We start from the raw sequence: 17,937 nt of genomic DNA on the forward strand, positions 1-17,937 counted from the left end.
GTGTGGGGTGTACCACACATTCCGGGCCGGGTGCCCACCATCCGGCCCCACCACACCCCAGGAGTGCAGCCTCATGTCTCTTCTCCTCATCGTCGGGTACGGACCCGGCAATTCCCGGTCCATCGCCCACCGTTTCGGCCGCGAAGGCTGGAAGGTGGCGCTGGTCGGACGCAACACCGAACGCCTCGGTACCGGCGTCGCCGAACTCGGGGACGCCGGTACCGAGGCCCATGCCTTCGTCGGGGACGCCTCCGACCCGGCGTCCATCAGTGACACGGTCCGTGAGGTACAGGCCCGGCACGGGCCGGTGTCCGCGGTCGTGTTCACCGCCTACCGCTCCGTCATCGTCGGGGACGTGCTCTCCGATGACCCGGACACCGTCGGCCGGGTCTTCGATATCGGCGTGTCCGGCCTGGTCAGCACGGTGCAGGCCACACTCGACGACCTGAAATCCCAGCGCGGGGCGGTGCTCGTCGTCAACGGTGCCCTCGGCCTCCGGGACGACCGGAAGGACGCCTACGCGGTCTCCTTCGGCGGCGACGGCGTGGCCCTGGAGTGCGCCGCCAAGACGAAGCTCGTCGGACTGCTCGCCGCGCGGTTGCGTGGTCAGGGCGTGTACGCCGGTGAGATCGTCGTCGACGGGACAGTCAAGGGCACCCCGGATGCAGGTCCGGACGCGATCGACCCCGGCGACGTTGCCGATCAGGTCTGGGCGATGTACTCGTCGCGGACGGAGGTGCACACCCGGATCGGTGGGGCGCAGGGATAGCTGCGCCCTGCGCTACCTCCCGCGCAGTTCCGGAGCCTTGTCCGCATAGTAGCGGCCGAGGAACTCGTCGCGGTACTCGGTGAAGCGTCCCTCCTCGATGGCGGTCCGGATGTTGCGCGTCAGCGTCATCATGAAGTTGATGTTGTGCAGGGTGCACAGTGTCCCCGCGAGGAACTCCTTCGCTTTGAGGAGGTGGTGGATGTACGCGCGGGTGTAGTGCTCGTTGACGTAGCCGCCGGTCTCCGCGTCGATCGGGATGAAATCCCGCTTGTGACGGGACGCCATGAGGTTCAGTCGACCGTCCAGGGTGTAGACACCACCACGGCGGGCCAACCGGGTCGGGGCGACACAGTCGAAGGTGTCCGCACCGGCGGCGATACAGGTGAACAGGTCATCCGGCTCGGAGATCCCCAGCATGTGGCGGGGCTTGTCATCGGGAAGCTCATCACACACCCAGCCGGTGATGGTGCCGAGGTTCTCCTTCTCCAGCGCGCCACCGATACCGAAGCCGCCGAAGCCGCGGCGTCCTTCCTTCTCCGCCTCTGCGGACAGCTCCACGAGACCGCGGGTGGCCTTGCGCCGCAGGTCCTCATACTGCGCGCCCTGCACCACACCCCACAGTGACTGCAGCGGGCGGTGCGTCCGCTCGGTGGTGAGCCGGTCGTGCTCGACGAGACAGCGACGGGCCCAACGGTGCGTCCGCTCGACGGACTCCTCCTGGTAGCGGCGGGTGTCGACCAGCGTGGTCAGCTCGTCGAAGGCGAACATGATGTCCGCGCCGAGACCGTGCTGGATCTGCATCGACTTCTCCGGGGTGAAGCGGTGCATGGAGCCGTCGATGACGGACTTGAAGTCCACACCGTCCTCGTCGACCTGCGCCATCCGCTCCTTCTTCGCGGCGCGGATATCGGCGTCGGTGAGGTTGGCGACGTCCATCGCCAGCACCTTCTTGAAGCCCACACCCAGGCTCATGACCTGGAATCCGCCGGAGTCGGTGTAGGTCGGGCCGTGCCAGTTCTCGAACTCGGCCAAGCCGCCGGCGGTGTCGACGATGTCCTCGCCGGGCTGCAGGTAGAGGTGGTATGCGTTCGACAGGATCGCCTCTGCGCCGGTGGAGCGGACCTGCTCCGGGGTCAGCGTCTTGACCGTGGCCTTCGTGGCGACCGGGATGAAGGCGGGAGTGTGGATGTCGCCGTGGGGGGTGTGGATCACGCCGGTGCGGCCGTGGACCGGGGCACCGTCCACCTCGCCGATCCTGGTGCCGAGATCGAAGGTGGTGTCGGTGGGGAAGGCCGCCGGGGAGGTCTGTTCGGGCGCCGGCTTCGAGGCAGGCTCGGACGCAGAGTCAGTCATGGTTGACCAGTCTATCCGGCGAGGGCCCCCGGACCTGACCGCGCCGGCTACGACCCGGGAGGTTGTTTCCGGGCCGTCGGACCACCCGGTCGAGTCGTTGCCGGCGCCTCTCTGGTGCCAGGTCGAGTGCCTCAGGGTGGACAGGTCCGCTGAACCCACCCTGCACCACCCGACCTACGGGCTCTCGGCCTGAGCGCGGGTACCGTAGCTACCCTCGGGGAGGACAATCACCCCCTCGTCAAGGAGCACCAGGTACAGCATGACCACCCGCACCGCACGCCAGATCGTCCTCGCATCCCGTCCGGAAGCGGCACCCGGCCCGGAGCATTTCCGCACAGAGAACGTCGAGCTTCCCGAACTCGCTGACGGTGACATCGAGGTCAAGGTCCACTACCTCTCTCTCGATCCGTACATGCGCGGCCGGATGAGTGACGCGAAATCCTACGCCGCACCTGTTCCCGTCGACGGCATCATGGAGGGCGAGACCGTCAGCGAGGTCGTCGCCTCGAAGAACCCGGACTTCACCGAAGGTGACCGGGTGCTCTGGCGCACCGGCTGGGTGGACGCCGCCGTCATCCCCGCGGCCAAGGTCCACACCGTCCGCAAGGTGCGGACCTCCGGTGCACCGGAGACCACCGCACTCGGCGTCCTCGGTATGCCCGGATTCACCGCCTGGGCCGGTATGAAGTTCATCGGCAAGCCGCAGGAGGGGGAGACCGTGGCGGTTGCCGCGGCGTCCGGACCGGTCGGGTCGATGGTCGGCCAGCTGGCCAAGCTCGCCGGGGCCCGCGCCGTGGGCATCGCCGGTGGTGAGAAGAAGTGCGCCTGGGTCAGTGAGGGTATCGGCTTCGACGCCGCCGTCGACCATCGTGACCCGGACTTCTACCGGAACCTCAGGACCGCCTGTCCGGACGGGGTGGACGTCTACTACGAGAACGTCAGCGGTCCGGTGTGGGACGCGGTGCGTCCGCTGCTCAACCTGTATTCGCGGGTGCCGGTGTGTGGGCTCGTCGCCGACTACAACACCGGTGGCCTGGGAGACCATGACCGGCTGCCCGCCACGATGAACACGATCCTCACGCAGAGTGTGCTGGTCCGTGGGTTCATCCAGACGGAGTTCGCCGAGCACTACGACGAGTTCCTCGACGAGATCGGCCCGAAGGTCGCCGACGGCACCATCGTCCACAAGGAGGACATCGTCGAGGGCCTGGATAACGCTCCGGAGGCCTTCATCGGTCTGCTCGAGGGGAAGAACTTCGGCAAGCTGCTGATCAAGGTAGATTAACCGTCATGTCCCAGGATGCCCAGGATGCCCAGGATGCCCAGGATGCCCAGGATGCCCAGGATGCCCAGGTCAGCAAGGTCAGCAAGGTCAGCAAGGTCGGCAACGTTGCAGCGCTCTACCGCTACCCCGTCAAGGGGTTCACTCCGCAGCCGTGTAAGTCTCTGACGGTCCAGCCGGATGGCCGGATCGCCGGGGACCGCGTCCTCGCCGTCCGGTTCGCGGACTCCGCCACACCGGAGGAGAAGGACGGTCTGGACTACTGGCCGAAGGCGAAGGGACTGTGCCTGCAGGATTTCCCGACTCTTGCCCGGCTGCGCGTCGACTTCGACGGGAGGACGCTGAGCTTCCGTGACCGCACGGACAATGATGCGGTCCTGGTCTCCGCAGGGCTTGACCAGGAAGGACGCCGCGAGATCTGTGATGCCTTGGCCGACTGGATCCTCGCAGGTCCGGACGCGAAAAGGCTCAGGCGTACGGGCAGACTTCCCCTGGAACTCGTCGGTGACGGGGAGAGCGCCCGGTTCCAGGACCGGCCGCGTGGCTTCGTCTCCCTGCACTCGGAGGAGTCGGTGAGGGAGCTGGAGCAGGCGAACGGTGCCGCGCACGGTGCCGCGAACGGAGAGGTGCCTCTCGACGACCGCCGGTTCCGGTCCAACGTCGTCATCGACGGGGTTCCTGCCTGGACCGAGCTGGACTGGGCGGCGGACAACACCGACCTCACCGTGGGCGAGGTCCGGTTCACCGCGCAGAAGACCATCGTGCGCTGCATGGCGGTCACCGCGAACCCGGACACCGGCGTCCGCGACGCGAACCTGCTCAAGGTGCTGACCAAGGAGGTCGGCCAGACCGAACCGACACTCGGCGTCCTCCTGCTGCCCACGGATGCCACGGGTTCCGGTGAGGTCGGCAGCAATTCCGGAACCGGTGGCGTCCTCCGTGTCGGGGATGCGGTCAGCGTGCTCAGCTGACCCGGCGACCACCGAAGACCGCGTAGAGCAGCGGCGGCACCGACAGACCCATCATCACGATGCCGACCACGTTCGCCGCGGTACTCCACGAGTCCCCGGCGCCCGCTGACCCGCGCAGCACGGCCCCGCCGACCACCAGACCGACGAAGATGATCGCCGCGACCACCCGCACCGCCGCCCGCTCCAGCCGCTTGAGCTGGTGCTCGACCTGCGGCGTCTTCACCGACAGGTCGCCGCTCTCGACCACCCCGATCACATGGTCGAGGCGTCCGGGAAGGGCGACCACGGTCTTCGCCGTCGCCGCCGCGGAGGAGACGGCACGCCGGGCGATCTCCGATGCCGACGCGCCGGCCTGTTCCCGGATCAGCTGCGTTGCGAAGGGCGTCACCGACTCCCAGATGTTGAACTCCGGGTCGAGCGTGGAACACAGCCCCGACAGCATCGACACCGCACGCATGATGAGCAGGAAGTTCTCCGGCAGCTGGAAGGGCATCGACCGGATCACGTCGCGGAACCGGTGCGCGAACTCCTCGAACTCCTTCGGGGCCACGTGCTGCAGATCGGTCACGGCCATCCCGCCGAAGCGGTCGAAGAGCTCGGTCATCGCCTCGGCGAGGGTGTCGGTGTCCGCCCCGTCGAGCAGCACGCCCAGTGACTGCATAGCGGTGACCATCCCGGGGCCGTCGCGCAGCCCCACGGCGATGACCAACGACCGCAGCCCGTCCCGCAGCGTGTCATCGATGTGCCCGGTCATCCCGAAGTCGATGAAGGTGAGCGTGAACTCGCCACGCTTCAGCCCCGGCGTGACGAAGATGTTCCCCGGGTGCGGGTCGGCGTGGAAATGTCCGGTCGTGAACAGCTGCGTGAACATCTCCTCGGCCAGCCGCACGGCCACGTCAGAGGGGTCGATCCCGAGACCGCGCAATGTGGCGACGTCACTGATCTTCACCGCGGTGACGTCCTGCAGTGTCAGGACGCGGCGGGTGCTGCGCTCCCACACGATCTGCGGCGCGCGGGTCCGCGGACCGTCGCCTGGGGCGTCTCCGAACTCCTTCCGGAAGGACGCCGCCTCCGCAGCTTCGTGAAGGTAGTCGATCTCTTCGTGGCTGGTGTCCGCGAATTCCTCGATGAGTGCGGGCACGTCGGCGCGTCCGGCGATGAACGGAACCTTCGCCAACCAGCCGGCGATCTTCCGCAGCGCGGCCAGATCCACCTCCACGACCTCGGCGATTCCGGGGCGCTGCACCTTCACCACGACATCGGTGTACCCCGCTTCAGTGGCGAGGGCGGGGGTGAGTCGCGCCCGGTAGGCCTGCCCCAGCGAGGCTGCGGCGATCGGCTCCCCGGTGAAGGTCGCGAAGGCGCGCGACAACGGCATCCCCAGGTCAGTCTCGGCCTGGGCGCGGACCTCGGCGAATCCGACAGCGGGGACATTGTCCTGCAGGGCGGCGAGTTCATCCGTGACCTGTGGTGGGAGCATGTCGATGCGGGTGGACATGAACTGCCCGACCTTGATCATCAGGCCACCGAGGTCGGTCGCCAGCCGACGGAACCGCATGGCGGTCCCGGTCAACCGTTTCGTCTGGCCTTTCCGGCTCCAGGCCCGCAGGCCGATCCGGGGCAGCACCAGGTCGAACCACCAGACCTGCAGCATCACGGACAGCCCGAAGGCCATGATGCGCCGGTAGCGGGCCCGGAGCCGGTGACCGCCGGGGCGGGGTGTGCTCACTCCCCGGTGTTTTCGGGTGTCTCTTCGGTGGACTCCTCAGCGAGGATGCCGTAGATCTTCCGGCGGGTCTCGTCGAGTAGTGCGGTGACCTTCTCGACCTGCTGTCCGTCACCTCCGACGACGGTCTGGTGCACCGCCTGGCTGAGCTTCACCCCGGCCTTCGGCAGGTCACCGCGGGCTCCGGCGAAGCTCCCGGCGAACGGTGTGTTCTCCGCGAAACTGCGGAACGGGGCGAAGAATCCGGCCCAGTCATCGGCGTCCGTGTCCTCGTCTCCGGTGGCGGAGGCTTCGTCCTGTCCCGCCTCGGTGAGGGTGAAGGTGCGGCGTCCTTCATCATCGGCGACGGTGGCCAGGCCCTCGTCGACGAGCAGCTGGAGGGTGGGGTAGACCTCGGCGGCGGCCGGCTCCCGGTCGTCGGTGGACCGCTCGGTGATCGCCCGGATCACCCCCGCTCCGGTCGACGGTGTGGCGGCGAGGACGCTGAGCACGGCGGCACGGATGTCACGGTCCTCGGCGTCCTTCGTGATCTCCAGGCGGGGACGCCTGGCAGCGAAGTCCTCGCGCAGTCCGCGGATCATGTCGAACAGCCCGTTGAAGTCCTGGGAACCGTCGGACGGCTTCCTGTCGGTCATGTCTGTACCTCCCGGTATGACGGTCGTGGTGTGGTGGTGTGGGAACACCACCCAGGCTACGCCGGAGACCCTGCGGTTACCCTGTGAGTTATGACCCACGGCAACGGCCGCTACGCGCCCAGTCCCAGCGGAGACCTGCACCTCGGAAACCTGCGGACGGCGGTACTCGCCGAAGCGTGGGCACGCTCCACCGGACGCGGATTCCGGCTGCGCATCGACGACATCGACGCCGCCCGTTCCTCGGAGCTCTCCGCCGACCGGCAGCTGGAGGACCTGGAGTCGGTGGGACTGACCTGGGACGGAGCGCTCGCCCGGCAGTCGGACACCCTGGAACGCTACGAGGTCGCCCTCGACCGGCTCGTCGAGGACGGCCTGGTCTACGAGTGCTACTGCTCGCGCAGGGACATCGCCGAGGCAGCCCGTGCGCCCCACGCCGTGCCGGGCCGTTACCCGGGAACCTGCCGGGATCTCACCGAGGTTCAGCGTGAACAGAAGCGGGAGGAACTGGCGGCGGTGGGGCGCGTTCCGGCGCTTCGGCTGCGCGCGCAGGTCACCGAATGGTCGGTGCCTGAGGTGTTCTCTGACGAGGCGGTCGACGGCCGGTACACCGGGGACGTCGACGACATGGTGCTGCGCCGCGGTGGTGCGCAGGACACCGGTTTCGCCTACAACCTCGCCGTCGTCGTCGATGACACGCTGGCCGGCATCGACCAGGTCGTCCGCGGTGACGACCTGCTCAGTTCCGCACCGCGGCAGGCCTATCTCGCCCATCTGCTGGAACTGCCGGAGGTGGAGTACGTGCACGTCCCGCTGGTGCTGGGGCCGACCGGTCAGCGCCTGGCGAAACGGGACGGTGCGGTGACGCTGCGTCAGCTGCCGGGGGAGACCTACGCGGAGAAGGCCTCCGCGGCACGGGCCTGGATCGACGCCTCCATCGGGGACGCCGCACTCGCCGATCCGGCACTGCTCTCCCACGACCCGGTGCAGTGGGCAGCGGAGTAGTTACCGCACGTTGCGGCGGGTGAAGACCGGGGTGATCTTCTTCGCCGCGGCCTTCTGGGCGACCTTCGTGTTGGACGCCACGAGCAACCGGAACTGACGGATCCGCTCGAGGGCGAAGGTGGCGCGTGCCCCGCGGGTCCACGTCTCGTCGACGAGCTTCTTGCCGTAGGCGGTGGCGTCGGGGGATCGGGTGGCGATCTGCGCGGCGAGTTCGACCGCTGCGTCCACCACGGCGTCCTGCGTTGAGCTCTCACCGTCGACCACCTCGCTGGCCAGGCCGAACTCCACGGCCTTGCCCCCGTCGACGATCTCGCCGGTCATGGTCAGCCGCTTGAGGATGTCCGCCCGCAGCTGCTGGGACAGGGACTGCAGCCCGGACATGTCCGGGATCAGGCCCCACTTGGACTCGAGGATCGACCACTGTGCGTCGGCGGTGGTGAACCGCCAGTCCGCGGCCATCGCCAGCTGCAGTCCGCCGCCGAAGCAGTGGCCGTGCACCGCGGCGATGACCGGCACCGGCAGACGGCGGAACGCCCAGCACGCCTCCTGGAACTGGTTGGTGCCCCGCCACGGCCGCGGCACGAAACTCGCCGCCAGGGCCTGCGGCTTCTTCATGGCGGACGCGAAGTCAAGGCCGGCGCAGAAGGAGCGTCCCTCACCGGCGATGACCACGGCGCGGACGCTGCGGTCGGCGCGGATCGTCCCGGCGATCGCGATGAGTTCATCGAGGACGCCCAGGGTCAGGGAGTTCAGTTTCTCCGGACGGTTCAGTCGGACGTGCGCGATGCGCACCGGCTCGTCGGTGAAGGTCAGGGTGGGCAGCTCAGGGGAAGTGGTGGCCATGGCGTTCACGCTAACGGATCGACCGGCGCGCCGGGCCCGGATCGCGGACTGTCACATCCATGGGGACCCCTGCCGTACCCTTTACGTGCCCGGCGTCCCGTCGTGGTCCAGGACATCGCTCCAGTCGCCGTCCATGTGCGGCAGGTTTCCGGCCTCGATCTGCTGCTCCATCCCCCGCATCAGTGAGTGACGCAGCCAGGTGCCGGCGTCGTGCAGATGGGGGAAGGGTGCCGTGGTCAGTGAACTCATGAAGGTCCGGGACGCCACGAAGTACGCGGCATTGGCATCCAGCTCCGGCCGTCGCCGCATGACCTCCGCCACCATGGTCGAGTAGATGCGCCGTGTCTCCGGACCGAAGGGGCCGTAGAACAGGTATTCGGCGAACCCCGGGTGGGCGGTGGCGAGCGGGACGACCCGGGCACTGACTGCGTCCATGTAGTCCATCCATGTGCCCGAGTCCGTGTCAGGTGCCGGCTCCAGATCGACACCGGCGAACAACCGGTCGCAGGTACCGCGGTACAGCTCGTCGCGACTGTCGACGTAGTTGTAGACCGTCGCTTCGGCGACACCGACTTCCTTTGCCACGGCGGCGAGGGTGAAACTGTCGAGGCCGAGGGCCAGGGCGGCGTCCTGCAGGGCATCCAGTGAAGTTCTGGAAGGGCGGCCCACCGACCGGCGTCTGGAGATCATGGAGTCGATTCTACCGGCGGTGGGAGGGTGGTTGTCCGGTGCTACTCGGCGGCCTCGTCGAGGGCGGTGAAGGTGTCCTCCAGCTGCTCGAGTTCCCAGACCACCGACAGGATGGTCGGGGTGCTGATGGCCATCGCGGCGTCCGTGTCGGCGAGGAAGGCAGTGCCGTTCTTCACCGGGGTGAGCTGGTCCCAGCCCTTCACCGTGGTGGGGACGTCCTTTGCCTCGACCCCGACCGGCCACATGTACAGCAGATCGGTGTTGAGCAGGTCGGTGTTCTCCTCGGAGATGAAGGCACGGCTCCCGTCCCGGCTGGCGGCCTTGATCTCCTCGGGGATCACGATGCCGAGGTCGGTGAGGAAGACATTGGCCGGGTCGGAATCTCCGGTGACCACGGCCAGGCCCTGTTCACTGATCTGGCCGAAGGTGCCGGTTGCACCGTCAAGTGTCGGGTGGTTCTCCTTCGCATCGGCGAAGGCCTGATCAGCGTCCGCGATGAGGCTCTCGGCTTCGTCACTCTTACCGAGGACGTCACCGGCGACGGTGGTGGCCTCACGCCAGTCATCGGACATCGGCGAGGAACCGACGGTGGCAATGGTCGGGGCGATCTGGTTGTAACGGTCGTACGTCGCCTGATCCGGCAGGTATCCGGCGAAGATGACGTCCGGATCGGCTTCGGCGACCTTCTCCACGTCCGGGGTTCCGGTCATCGGGTAGGTGACGGTCTCACCGGAATCACTGTTCTCCCACGGACCAGGCTCACCGTAGAAGTCAGTGCGGTACTCCACATCCACCGGCCGGCCCAGTGCGGAGAAGGCGTCGGTGAAGGCGGGGGAGAAGCTGATGATCTTCCCCGGGTCAGCGGGGACCTCGGTGGTGCCCATCGTGTGGGTCACCTCGACCGCGCCGGACTGGGCGGCGGTCGCGGAGGAGTCTGACGAGTCTGAATCATCGTCGGAGCAGGCAGCGAGGGATCCCGCCAGTGCTGCCGTGACGGTCAGGGCGAGGGCCGTGGTCCGGAGGCGGCGTCCGGCAGGACGTCCGGTGCTGAATGTGGGGATACGCATGAGGAAGCATATTAGTGAGTAACCACCGTAAAGAGCAATGGTAAACCTGGCCTCATTCCCGGATGCTGTCCGTCCGGAGCCGGGACGGTGATTCCGATAGGGTGGACGCCGTGACTTCCGTGGACACCAGGCACCTGCCCATGTACCCGGCCGGTGCGCTCCGCTTCCCCGTCCGGGCCTTCGGTAATCAGGAAGAGCACGTCCGGGAGACGTGGTGGAGGGACCACTCGCACCCCACCCATGAGCTGATCTGGAACGAGTGCGGGGTGGGGCACGCGGTCATCGGGCAACGTGTCTGGACCGTGACGCGCACCGTCGGGCTGTGGATTCCCGCGGGGACCCCGCACTCCGGCAGCACCCCCGCCGGTTCTCGGCAGCTCGCCGTGCACTTCGGTGCGGACACCATGCCGCTGGCATCCCACCCGGTGGCGGTGGACCTCACGGATCTGCTGCGGCTGCTGCTCGAGCGGCTCGTCACCGAGGAGCTCGACAATGAGGCGCACCGGACGACCGAGCAGATGATCTTCGATGTCCTCACGCCCAGCGACAACGGGCTGGTGCTCCGCGTGCCGACTGCGCCGCTTGTCGCACCAATCGTTGAATCGGTGCAGAAGAACCCTGCAGATACCCGCACCCTCAAAGCCTGGGCCAGGGAACTGGGGGTCAGTACCCGCACCGTGACACGCGCCTTCGAGTCGGAGACCGGTATGGGCTTCGCCCGGTGGATCACCGCGGCGCGGGTGCATTACGCAGCGACGATGCTCGGACAGGGCCTGGGGGTCGCCGAGGTTGCTGCGGCCGTGGGATACGGCTCCGCGAGTTCGTTCACCACGGCGTTCCGGCGGGTCACAGGGACGACGCCGGGGCAGTTTCACGGGGGAGACCAGTAGATTGTCCATTTTACGCAAGTGAATGTCATTCTTGCGTGATTGACCCACAGGCAAGGCTGCACTACGTTAGGGCAGGTTTCAAGAGCTCCTGCCTGAAAGGTCACCCATGTCCCCCACATCCCGGCTCAAGCGGTTCATCCGTCCGCTGGCCCTGGCCTCGGCCGCCGTCCTCGGCCTCTCCCTGGCCGCCTGTTCCTCCGATGACGGTTCCGACGGCGGTGAGATCACCATCGAGCACGCCTTCGGTACCACCGAGATCGACGGTACCCCGGAGCGTGTCGCCACCGTGAACTGGTCCAACCAGGAGGTCCCGCTGGCCCTCGGCGTCGTCCCCGTCGGTATGGCCGAGGCCAACTTCGGCGGCTCCGAAGTCCTCCCGTGGGTCCAGGACAAGCTCGACGAGCTCGGCGCCACCGGCGAGGACGCCCCGGTGCTCTTCGACGAGACCGACGGCGTGGACTTCGAGGCTGTCGCGGACACCCGGCCCGACGTCATCCTCGCCGGCTACTCCGGGCTGACCGAGGAGGACTACGACCGCCTCTCCGAGATCGCCCCGACCGTGCCCTTCCCGAAGGACCAGGTCGCCTGGGGTACCACCTGGCGCGAGAACATCGAGATCGAGTCCAAGGCCCTGGGTCTTGAGGACGAGGGCACGCAGCTCATCTCCGACCTCGAGACCGAGATCTCCGACAAGGCCGCCGAATACCCGGCGGTCGCGGGCAGGAAGACCATGTTCCTCACCCACGTCGACCCCACCGACCTCAGCCAGGTCAGCTTCTACTCCGCCCACGACGCCCGTCCGCAGTTCTTCGAGGACCTCGGCATGGCCACCCCGGACTCCATCCAGAAGTGGTCCGACGAGAACGACGAGTTCGCCGGTACCCTTTCCGCCGAGCAGTCCGATGTCTTCGACGACGTCGAGATCATCGTCACCTACGGTGACGAGGAAATGCTGAAGACCCTGCAGGATGACCCGGTGCTCGGCCAGATCCCGGCGATCAGGAACGGCGCCGTGGTTCTGCTCGGTGACGACGCCCTCGGCACCGCCGCCAACCCGACCCCGCTCGCCATCTCCTACATCCTCGACGACTACCTCAAGGTGCTCGACGAGGCCGCAGCCAAGGCCAGGTAGGACGTACAGGGTAAGGCACAGCACGACACCATGACGGACGCCGTCACCACTGCAGAGGCAACCGCTGCAGAGACAACCACAGCAGAAACAACAGCCGAACGGCTGCGTCGCTCCACGGTGATGCGGACCACCTGGCTCATCGTGGCGGTCGGCGTCCTCGTCGCCGTCATCGCCCTGTCCACTGCCATCGGCTCCAGACATGTCGGCCTGGGCGACATCTGGTCCGCCTACCTCGGCAACCGGGACACCTTCGCGGAAGGTGTGGTCGCCAAGCGCATTCCCCGGACGCTGCTCGCGGTCATCGCCGGTGCCGCCCTCGGTATCTCCGGCGCGGTGATGCAGGGCGTGACCCGCAACCCGCTGGCCGACCCAGGCATCCTCGGCATCAACACCGGTGCCGCGCTCGCCGTGGTCCTCGGTATCGCCTACCTCGGACTGTCCAGCGCCAGCCAGTACATCTGGCTGGCGATGGCCGGTTCGGCGGTCACCGCCGTCTTCGTCTACGTCATCGGCTCCCTCGGTCACGGCGGCACCACACCACTGAAACTGGCCCTGGCGGGTTCCGCGACCGCTGCCGCGCTGACCTCCTTCATCAGTGCGGTGACGCTGACCCGCACCGACATCGTCGACCTCACCAAGAGCTGGGAGATCGGTGGCGTCGGTGGCGGAACCTGGGACTCGATCCGCCTGGCCCTGCCCTTCCTCGTGGTCGGCTTCCTGCTGTGCCTCCTCTCCGCCCGCGGCCTGAATTCGCTGGCCCTCGGCGACGAACTCGCCGCCGGGCTCGGTGAGCGCGTGTGGGTCACCCGGGCGACCGCCGCCCTGGGAGCCGTGGTGCTCTGTGGTGCGGCGACCGCCGTGACCGGCCCCATCGGCTTCGTCGGACTCGTCGTCCCGCACGCCTGCCGCCTGCTCATCGGCGTCGACCATCGCTGGCTGATCCCGTTCTCCGCCGTCGCCGGCGCAGTGCTGCTCACCGGCGCAGACATCCTGGGCCGCATCCTGGCCCGCCCGGAGGAACTCCAGGTCGGCATTCTCACCGCCATCATCGGAGCACCCGTGTTCATCGCCATCGTCCGCCGGCAGAAGGTGCGTGCGCTGTGACGATCCCCACCACTCTCAACGCCGTCATCACGCAGCGCAAGGCCCGTGCCCGTCGTTGGTGGACCGTCGTCGGCATCCTCGGCGTTCTCGTGATCGGATTCTGGGTCGCCTCCCTGCTCTTCGGTCATACCTTCTACCCGTTCTCGGATGTGTGGCGCGTCATCATCGGCGAGAAAGTGTCCGGGGCGTCCTTCACCGTCGGACGCCTCCGCCTGCCGCGCGCCTGCCTGGCACTGATCTGCGGCCTGTGCTTCGGACTCGGCGGCGTGGTCTTCCAGACCATGCTGCGCAACCCGCTGGCCAGCCCGGACATCATCGGCATCAGTTCAGGTGCTTCGGCGGCGGCGGTGTTCTCCATCCTCACGCTGCACTGGTCCAGCACCGCCACCTCCGTCTTCGCCATCCTCGCCGCACTGGCCGTGGCCGTGACGATCTTCCTGCTGTCCTGGAAGGGCGGGGTGGCCGGCACCCGACTGATCCTCATAGGCATCGGTGTGTCCGCGATCCTGTCGTCGCTGACGAACTGGCAGCTCGCCCGGGCGCAGTCGTGGGACACGCAGGAGGCGATGCGGTGGCTCACCGGCAGCCTCAACGGGGCGGACTGGAACAACGTCATCCCCGTCGCAGTCGCCTTCGTGGTCCTCGCTCCACTGCTGCTCACCCGGTCGCGCGACCTGTCGGCCACCCAGCTCGGCGACGACACCGCCGCCGCCCTGGGCGTCAACGTCACCCGGACGCGCCTGATCGTGACCGTCCTGGCGGTCGGACTCATCGCCTTCGCGACCGCCGCGGCCGGCCCGATCGCCTTCGTCGCCTTCCTCGCCGGCCCGATCGCCGGACGCCTGGTGGGACCGGGGACCTCGCTGCTGATCCCCGCCGCGTTCGTCGGCGCCCTGCTCGTGCTCGTCGGTGACTTCGCCGGACAGTGGCTCTTCGACACCCGCTACCCGGTCGGCGTGGTGACCGGCGTGCTCGGCGCCCCGTACCTGATCTACCTCATCATCCGCACCAACCGTTCCGGAGGCTCGCTGTGACCGAATCCCATTCACTGTCCGTGGAAGGGCTGTCGCTGGGCTACGGCGACCATGCCGTCATCCACGGCATCGACCTGTCGGTCCTGCCCGGGAAGATCACCGGCATCCTCGGTGCGAACGCGTGCGGCAAGTCCACGCTGCTCAAGTCCATGTCCCGCCTGCTCAAGCCGACGACGGGAACGGTCCTGCTCGACGGGAAGGACGTGCACTCCATGCCGGCGAAGGAGCTGGCGAGGACGCTCGGCCTCCTGCCGCAGTCTCCGATCGCCCCGGAGGGCATCACCGTCGCCGACCTCGTCGGACGCGGACGCCACCCGCACCAGGGCATCATGTCCCGCTGGTCGTCGGCCGACGATGAGGCGGTGGCCTTCGCCCTGGACACCACCGGAACCGCGGAGCTGGCGGACCGGGCGGTGGACGAACTGTCCGGTGGACAGCGGCAGCGGGTGTGGATCGCGATGGCACTGGCGCAGCAGACCGACCTGCTGCTGCTCGACGAGCCGACGACCTACCTCGATGTGGCCCACCAGGTCGAGGTGCTGGACCTGCTCACCGACCTCAACGCGGACAGTGGCATCACCATCGTCATGGTGCTGCACGACCTCAACCTCGCGGCACGCTACTGCGACCGGATCGTCATGATCGCCGACGGGGGAGTGGAGGCACAGGGTGAGCCCGAAGAGGTATTCACCGAGGATCTGGTGGAGAAGGTCTTCGGTCTGAACTCCCGGATCATCCCTGATCCGGTCTCGGGTACGCCGCTGGTGCTGCCGATCGGGCGACACCGCGTGCTGTAGGCGCCTGTGGCGGTCTGCGCTCCTTGACGTCTGGCCTGACGTGCATCCCCCGAGTTTGCGCCGACAAACAGACCGGACGGTGGCACGGATGTTTGGATCTGTCGGTGCACACTCGGCGGTGTCCCGGCCTGACACCGGCGGTACGCTCGCGGCCATGGACCGCAGGGGACGCACGTGGACGCCCCGGCGCATATCGTCCCCGGAGGACGCACCGTCGATCAGGTGGCGCCGGAGGAACTCACGGGGGACGCCGCAGTCGTCCACCTTCCGGATCTCGCGCCGGGGGAGCGGATCGACGCGGAGATGCTGGTGGATGCGTGGTCCGGTCGGGCAGGACAGGCAGCGGCAGGGTCCACGTCAGGGCCGGGCACCTCGGACGGACTGCCCAGGATCGTGCTGCTCGCCACCGGATGGGACCGGTTCTGGGGGACCGACGACTACCCGCGCCATCCGGTGTTGACCGAGGACGCAGCGTCCGCGCTGGTGGAGGCCGGGGTGCAGGTGCTCGGGGTGGACACCGCGTCCCCGGACGGCAGTGGTGACGCGGACGATGCGGACGCACTGGCGGCGCACCGCGTCCTGCTCGGGGCGGACCGGCTGATCATCGAGAACCTGCGCGGACTCACCGGCCTGCCGCGGACCGTGGAGTTCACCGCACTGCCGCTGAGCATCGCCGGCGGCGACGGGGCACCGGTGCGGGCGGTGGCGCGGTACTGAAGTCTGCGGAACCGGTGGTGGGGGAGCGGACTCAGACGAACCCGAGGTTGGCGCGCAGGGTCGACGGTGCTGCTTCCGGGTTGCCTGACGGCTCCGGCCGCGCACCGAGTTCCACCAGGGCCGGGACGACCTCGTCGCAGAGGAAGGTGATGTCCTCGGGGATCTGCCGGGGCATGACGATGAAGCCGTCGATCCCCGTCTCCTCCACGATCCGCACCATCTCGGCGGCGACCTCGGCACCGGTGGCAGGTTCCGGCCCTGCCGGAGAATGGAAGTGCATTCCCGGAACCCATGACTGTGCATCCGTCCCGTACTCCGGAAAGCTGCTGGCGGAGACGAAGAATCCGGGCATCAGGCGGGGAGCCCCGTCGCCGCGTCCTTCCTCTTCGGAGAAGGACGCCAGGGTCAGCGCCATGGTGCGGGCGGCGTCGACGTCGTTGAGCGCGGTGAAGACGACGTCGGCATCCTTCGCCGCGGTGTGCAGGAAGTTCTCGGACGCCCCGGCCATGAACAGCACCGGCGAATCCTGCGGGGACCGGCAGAGCGTCAGAGGCCCCGTGACGTCGAAGAACCTACCGTGGTGGTCGACCGGATGCACCGATCCGGGCCGGAACCACTGCCCGGTGGCGGCGTCGTGGGTGACGGCGTCGGAGTCCCAACTGGTCCACAGGTCCTTGACCAGGGAAACGGCCTCGGCATGCCGGGCCTTCATCTGCTCGCGGGTCAGTACCGGACGGTGTCCGAAGTTGGCGTCCTCCAGGCCAGGGTGGGAGGAGACGGCGTTCCAGCCGGCGCGGCCGCCGGAGAGGTGGTCGAGGCTGAGGATCTGGCGGGCCAGGGGGTAGGGCTCGAACCAGGTGGTGGACAGGGTGGGGACCAGGCCGATGCGGTCAGTGACGGCGGCGAGGTAGGCGAACATCGTGAGCGGGTCGAACCAGGAGTCGGCGACGGTCGGGTCCGGCGGGGAGGCGTTCGCGACCTGCTTGTCCGGCAGGAAGAGGACGTCGATCCCCGCCCGGTCGCAGGTACGGGCGAGGCGGGTGTAGAGCGCCGGCTCCATGGAATGCGCGGTGAAGTCGGGGGAGGCGGGCCAGATGCGCTGGTGCTGCCACGGACTGGAGGGGAGGACGCCGAGATACATGGCGTAAGGCTACCCTTGTTCGCCCTCCCCGGGCGTCCGGTGCGGAACTCCGGTGATGCCTGGTCAGGCAGGCAGCTCGGCAGCGGCCAGTGCGTCCCGGAGCTCTTCGTCGGCGGCGGGACGGCCCGGTCCCATCGACAGGATGTCGGTGGGGTTCGCGTCCGGGGTGAGGTACGGGCGGCCGTAGGCGGGCTGGCCGTTGTCGAAGCGGCGACCCTCGGACAGGGGACCGGCGTCGAGGGTGTTGTAGCCCAGCGTGTCGAGGAAGGTCGTGACCTCGTTCTTGGCGTCCTCGTTGTCGCCGGCGATGATCAGGGAGGTGCGCTCCGGATCCCCGGAAGGGCGGGCGAGACGGCCGAGGTGGGCGAAGTTGATGTTGTTGAAGGCCTTGACGACGGGGGAGCTCGGCAGGCGGTCCTGGAGGTACTTCGAGGTGGTGACCTCGCGGTTGTCGAGTGCATCGATGTGGCCGTCGCGCTGCCAGTAGTAGTTGGAGGTGTCGATGACCGTCTTGCCTGCCAGCGGTTCAACGGGGATGTCGGCGAGGGCGCCGAGCGGGACGCTGACGACCACGATGTCGCCCGCTTCCGCTGCCTCGACCGGGGTGGCGGCGCGGGCGTTCGGTCCGAGTGCCGCGACCAACGGCAGCAGGGTGCGGGGTTCGCGGGAGTTGGACAGGACGACCTGGTGGCCACCCTGGACGGCGAGACGTGCGACTGTTGCTCCGATAAGGCCGGAGCCGATGATTCCGATTGTGCTCATTCCAGGCACAACTTGTGGTGGT

The 17,937-nt window shown here is 68.0% G+C and carries 18 protein-coding genes; 10 read left to right on the forward strand and 8 right to left on the reverse strand.

Translation table 11 applies throughout. From position 1 onward, the window contains the following. Nucleotides 1–73 precede the first annotated feature (73 nt). The gene (locus Q0A27_RS08620; RefSeq protein WP_291474647.1) at nt 74–769 is read left to right on the forward strand and encodes an SDR family oxidoreductase; all 696 of its coding nucleotides are present in this window, start codon (nt 74–76) and stop codon (nt 767–769) included. Nucleotides 770–781: 12 nt separating this feature from the next. On the opposite strand, the gene tgt is transcribed toward Q0A27_RS08620, so the two are convergent. Next, the gene (tgt, locus tag Q0A27_RS08625; protein WP_291474648.1) at nt 782–2,122 is read right to left on the reverse strand and encodes a tRNA guanosine(34) transglycosylase Tgt; all 1,341 of its coding nucleotides are present in this window, start codon (nt 2,120–2,122) and stop codon (nt 782–784) included. Nucleotides 2,123–2,381: 259 nt separating this feature from the next. Between tgt and Q0A27_RS08630 the strand changes: the two genes are divergently transcribed. Further along, nucleotides 2,382–3,407: an NADP-dependent oxidoreductase gene (locus tag Q0A27_RS08630; protein ID WP_291474649.1), complete on the forward strand. Its 1,026-nt coding sequence runs from the start codon at nt 2,382–2,384 to the stop codon at nt 3,405–3,407. A gap of 5 nt (nt 3,408–3,412) precedes the next feature. Continuing rightward, a complete protein-coding gene (locus tag Q0A27_RS08635) occupies nt 3,413–4,375 on the forward strand; it encodes an MOSC domain-containing protein (RefSeq protein ID WP_291474650.1) in 963 nt (320 codons plus the stop codon). Here Q0A27_RS08635 and Q0A27_RS08640 read toward each other — a convergent pair. Continuing rightward, on the reverse strand, nt 4,368–6,104 hold the full coding sequence (locus Q0A27_RS08640; RefSeq protein WP_291474651.1) for an AarF/UbiB family protein: 1,737 nt from the start codon (nt 6,102–6,104) through the stop codon (nt 4,368–4,370). The genes Q0A27_RS08635 and Q0A27_RS08640 overlap by 8 nt on opposite strands. Continuing rightward, entirely contained in the window at nt 6,101–6,736 is a 636-nt protein-coding gene (locus Q0A27_RS08645; RefSeq protein WP_291474652.1) for a PadR family transcriptional regulator, read from the reverse strand. The genes Q0A27_RS08640 and Q0A27_RS08645 overlap by 4 nt, the downstream gene beginning before the upstream one ends. Before the next feature lie 90 nt (nt 6,737–6,826). Here Q0A27_RS08645 and gluQRS point away from each other — a divergent pair, with 90 nt between their 5' ends. After that, nucleotides 6,827–7,738 (forward strand): tRNA glutamyl-Q(34) synthetase GluQRS, encoded by a 912-nt coding sequence (gluQRS, locus tag Q0A27_RS08650; protein WP_291474653.1) that lies wholly within the window; start codon nt 6,827–6,829, stop codon nt 7,736–7,738. Here gluQRS and Q0A27_RS08655 read toward each other — a convergent pair whose 3' ends face one another. From Q0A27_RS08655 to Q0A27_RS08665, 3 genes are all read right to left on the reverse strand, one after another. Next, nucleotides 7,739–8,581, reverse strand: coding sequence for a crotonase/enoyl-CoA hydratase family protein (locus Q0A27_RS08655; RefSeq protein ID WP_291474654.1), 843 nt, complete (start codon nt 8,579–8,581; stop codon nt 7,739–7,741). A gap of 81 nt (nt 8,582–8,662) precedes the next feature. Beyond that, a complete protein-coding gene (locus Q0A27_RS08660; RefSeq protein WP_291474655.1) occupies nt 8,663–9,271 on the reverse strand; it encodes a TetR/AcrR family transcriptional regulator in 609 nt (202 codons plus the stop codon). 41 nt (nt 9,272–9,312) lie between these two features. Beyond that, nucleotides 9,313–10,338: an ABC transporter substrate-binding protein gene (locus Q0A27_RS08665; protein WP_291474656.1), complete on the reverse strand. Its 1,026-nt coding sequence runs from the start codon at nt 10,336–10,338 to the stop codon at nt 9,313–9,315. Nucleotides 10,339–10,448: 110 nt separating this feature from the next. On the opposite strand from Q0A27_RS08665, the gene Q0A27_RS08670 reads away from it, so the two are divergent. The 6 genes from Q0A27_RS08670 to Q0A27_RS08695 all read left to right on the forward strand — a co-directional run bounded on the left by Q0A27_RS08670 (nt 10,449) and on the right by Q0A27_RS08695 (nt 16,012). Continuing rightward, nucleotides 10,449–11,228, forward strand: coding sequence for an AraC family transcriptional regulator (locus Q0A27_RS08670; protein WP_291474657.1), 780 nt, complete (start codon nt 10,449–10,451; stop codon nt 11,226–11,228). A gap of 106 nt (nt 11,229–11,334) precedes the next feature. Continuing rightward, nucleotides 11,335–12,360, forward strand: coding sequence for an iron-siderophore ABC transporter substrate-binding protein (locus Q0A27_RS08675; RefSeq protein WP_291474658.1), 1,026 nt, complete (start codon nt 11,335–11,337; stop codon nt 12,358–12,360). A gap of 30 nt (nt 12,361–12,390) precedes the next feature. Continuing rightward, nucleotides 12,391–13,464 carry an iron ABC transporter permease gene (locus tag Q0A27_RS08680; RefSeq protein ID WP_291474659.1) on the forward strand — a complete coding sequence of 358 codons (1,074 nt, stop codon included), beginning with the start codon at nt 12,391–12,393 and terminating at the stop codon, nt 13,462–13,464. A gap of 26 nt (nt 13,465–13,490) precedes the next feature. Next, the gene (locus Q0A27_RS08685; RefSeq protein ID WP_291474730.1) at nt 13,491–14,498 is read left to right on the forward strand and encodes an iron chelate uptake ABC transporter family permease subunit; all 1,008 of its coding nucleotides are present in this window, start codon (nt 13,491–13,493) and stop codon (nt 14,496–14,498) included. Beyond that, nucleotides 14,495–15,295 (forward strand): ABC transporter ATP-binding protein, encoded by an 801-nt coding sequence (locus tag Q0A27_RS08690; protein WP_291474660.1) that lies wholly within the window; start codon nt 14,495–14,497, stop codon nt 15,293–15,295. The genes Q0A27_RS08685 and Q0A27_RS08690 overlap by 4 nt, the downstream gene beginning before the upstream one ends. A 174-nt stretch (nt 15,296–15,469) precedes the next feature. Beyond that, entirely contained in the window at nt 15,470–16,012 is a 543-nt protein-coding gene (locus Q0A27_RS08695; protein WP_291474661.1) for a cyclase family protein, read from the forward strand. A gap of 31 nt (nt 16,013–16,043) precedes the next feature. On the opposite strand, the gene Q0A27_RS08700 is transcribed toward Q0A27_RS08695, so the two are convergent. Further along, entirely contained in the window at nt 16,044–17,153 is a 1,110-nt protein-coding gene (locus tag Q0A27_RS08700) for an LLM class flavin-dependent oxidoreductase (RefSeq protein ID WP_291474662.1), read from the reverse strand. A gap of 63 nt (nt 17,154–17,216) precedes the next feature. Beyond that, nucleotides 17,217–17,915 carry an NAD(P)-binding domain-containing protein gene (locus tag Q0A27_RS08705; protein ID WP_291474663.1) on the reverse strand — a complete coding sequence of 233 codons (699 nt, stop codon included), beginning with the start codon at nt 17,913–17,915 and terminating at the stop codon, nt 17,217–17,219. Nucleotides 17,916–17,937 lie beyond the last annotated feature (22 nt).

The organism is Corynebacterium sp. (assembly GCF_022712275.1).
Classification (GTDB): Bacteria; Actinomycetota; Actinomycetes; order Mycobacteriales; family Mycobacteriaceae; genus Corynebacterium.

What these genes read in the sequence shown, in the direction of transcription:
- gluQRS (WP_291474653.1), top strand. Translation starts at nt 6,827, where the DNA reads ATGACCCACGGCAACGGCCGCTACGCGCCCAGTCCCAGCGGAGACCTG.
- tgt (WP_291474648.1), bottom strand. Translation starts at nt 2,122, where the DNA reads ATGACTGACTCTGCGTCCGAGCCTGCCTCGAAGCCGGCGCCCGAACAG.
- Q0A27_RS08705 (WP_291474663.1), bottom strand. Translation starts at nt 17,915, where the DNA reads ATGAGCACAATCGGAATCATCGGCTCCGGCCTTATCGGAGCAACAGTC.
- Q0A27_RS08630 (WP_291474649.1), top strand. Translation starts at nt 2,382, where the DNA reads ATGACCACCCGCACCGCACGCCAGATCGTCCTCGCATCCCGTCCGGAA.
- Q0A27_RS08680 (WP_291474659.1), top strand. Translation starts at nt 12,391, where the DNA reads ATGACGGACGCCGTCACCACTGCAGAGGCAACCGCTGCAGAGACAACC.
- Q0A27_RS08635 (WP_291474650.1), top strand. Translation starts at nt 3,413, where the DNA reads ATGTCCCAGGATGCCCAGGATGCCCAGGATGCCCAGGATGCCCAGGAT.
- Q0A27_RS08675 (WP_291474658.1), top strand. Translation starts at nt 11,335, where the DNA reads ATGTCCCCCACATCCCGGCTCAAGCGGTTCATCCGTCCGCTGGCCCTG.
- Q0A27_RS08655 (WP_291474654.1), bottom strand. Translation starts at nt 8,581, where the DNA reads ATGGCCACCACTTCCCCTGAGCTGCCCACCCTGACCTTCACCGACGAG.
- Q0A27_RS08620 (WP_291474647.1), top strand. Translation starts at nt 74, where the DNA reads ATGTCTCTTCTCCTCATCGTCGGGTACGGACCCGGCAATTCCCGGTCC.
- Q0A27_RS08700 (WP_291474662.1), bottom strand. Translation starts at nt 17,153, where the DNA reads ATGTATCTCGGCGTCCTCCCCTCCAGTCCGTGGCAGCACCAGCGCATC.
- Q0A27_RS08665 (WP_291474656.1), bottom strand. Translation starts at nt 10,338, where the DNA reads ATGCGTATCCCCACATTCAGCACCGGACGTCCTGCCGGACGCCGCCTC.
- Q0A27_RS08660 (WP_291474655.1), bottom strand. Translation starts at nt 9,271, where the DNA reads ATGATCTCCAGACGCCGGTCGGTGGGCCGCCCTTCCAGAACTTCACTG.
- Q0A27_RS08645 (WP_291474652.1), bottom strand. Translation starts at nt 6,736, where the DNA reads ATGACCGACAGGAAGCCGTCCGACGGTTCCCAGGACTTCAACGGGCTG.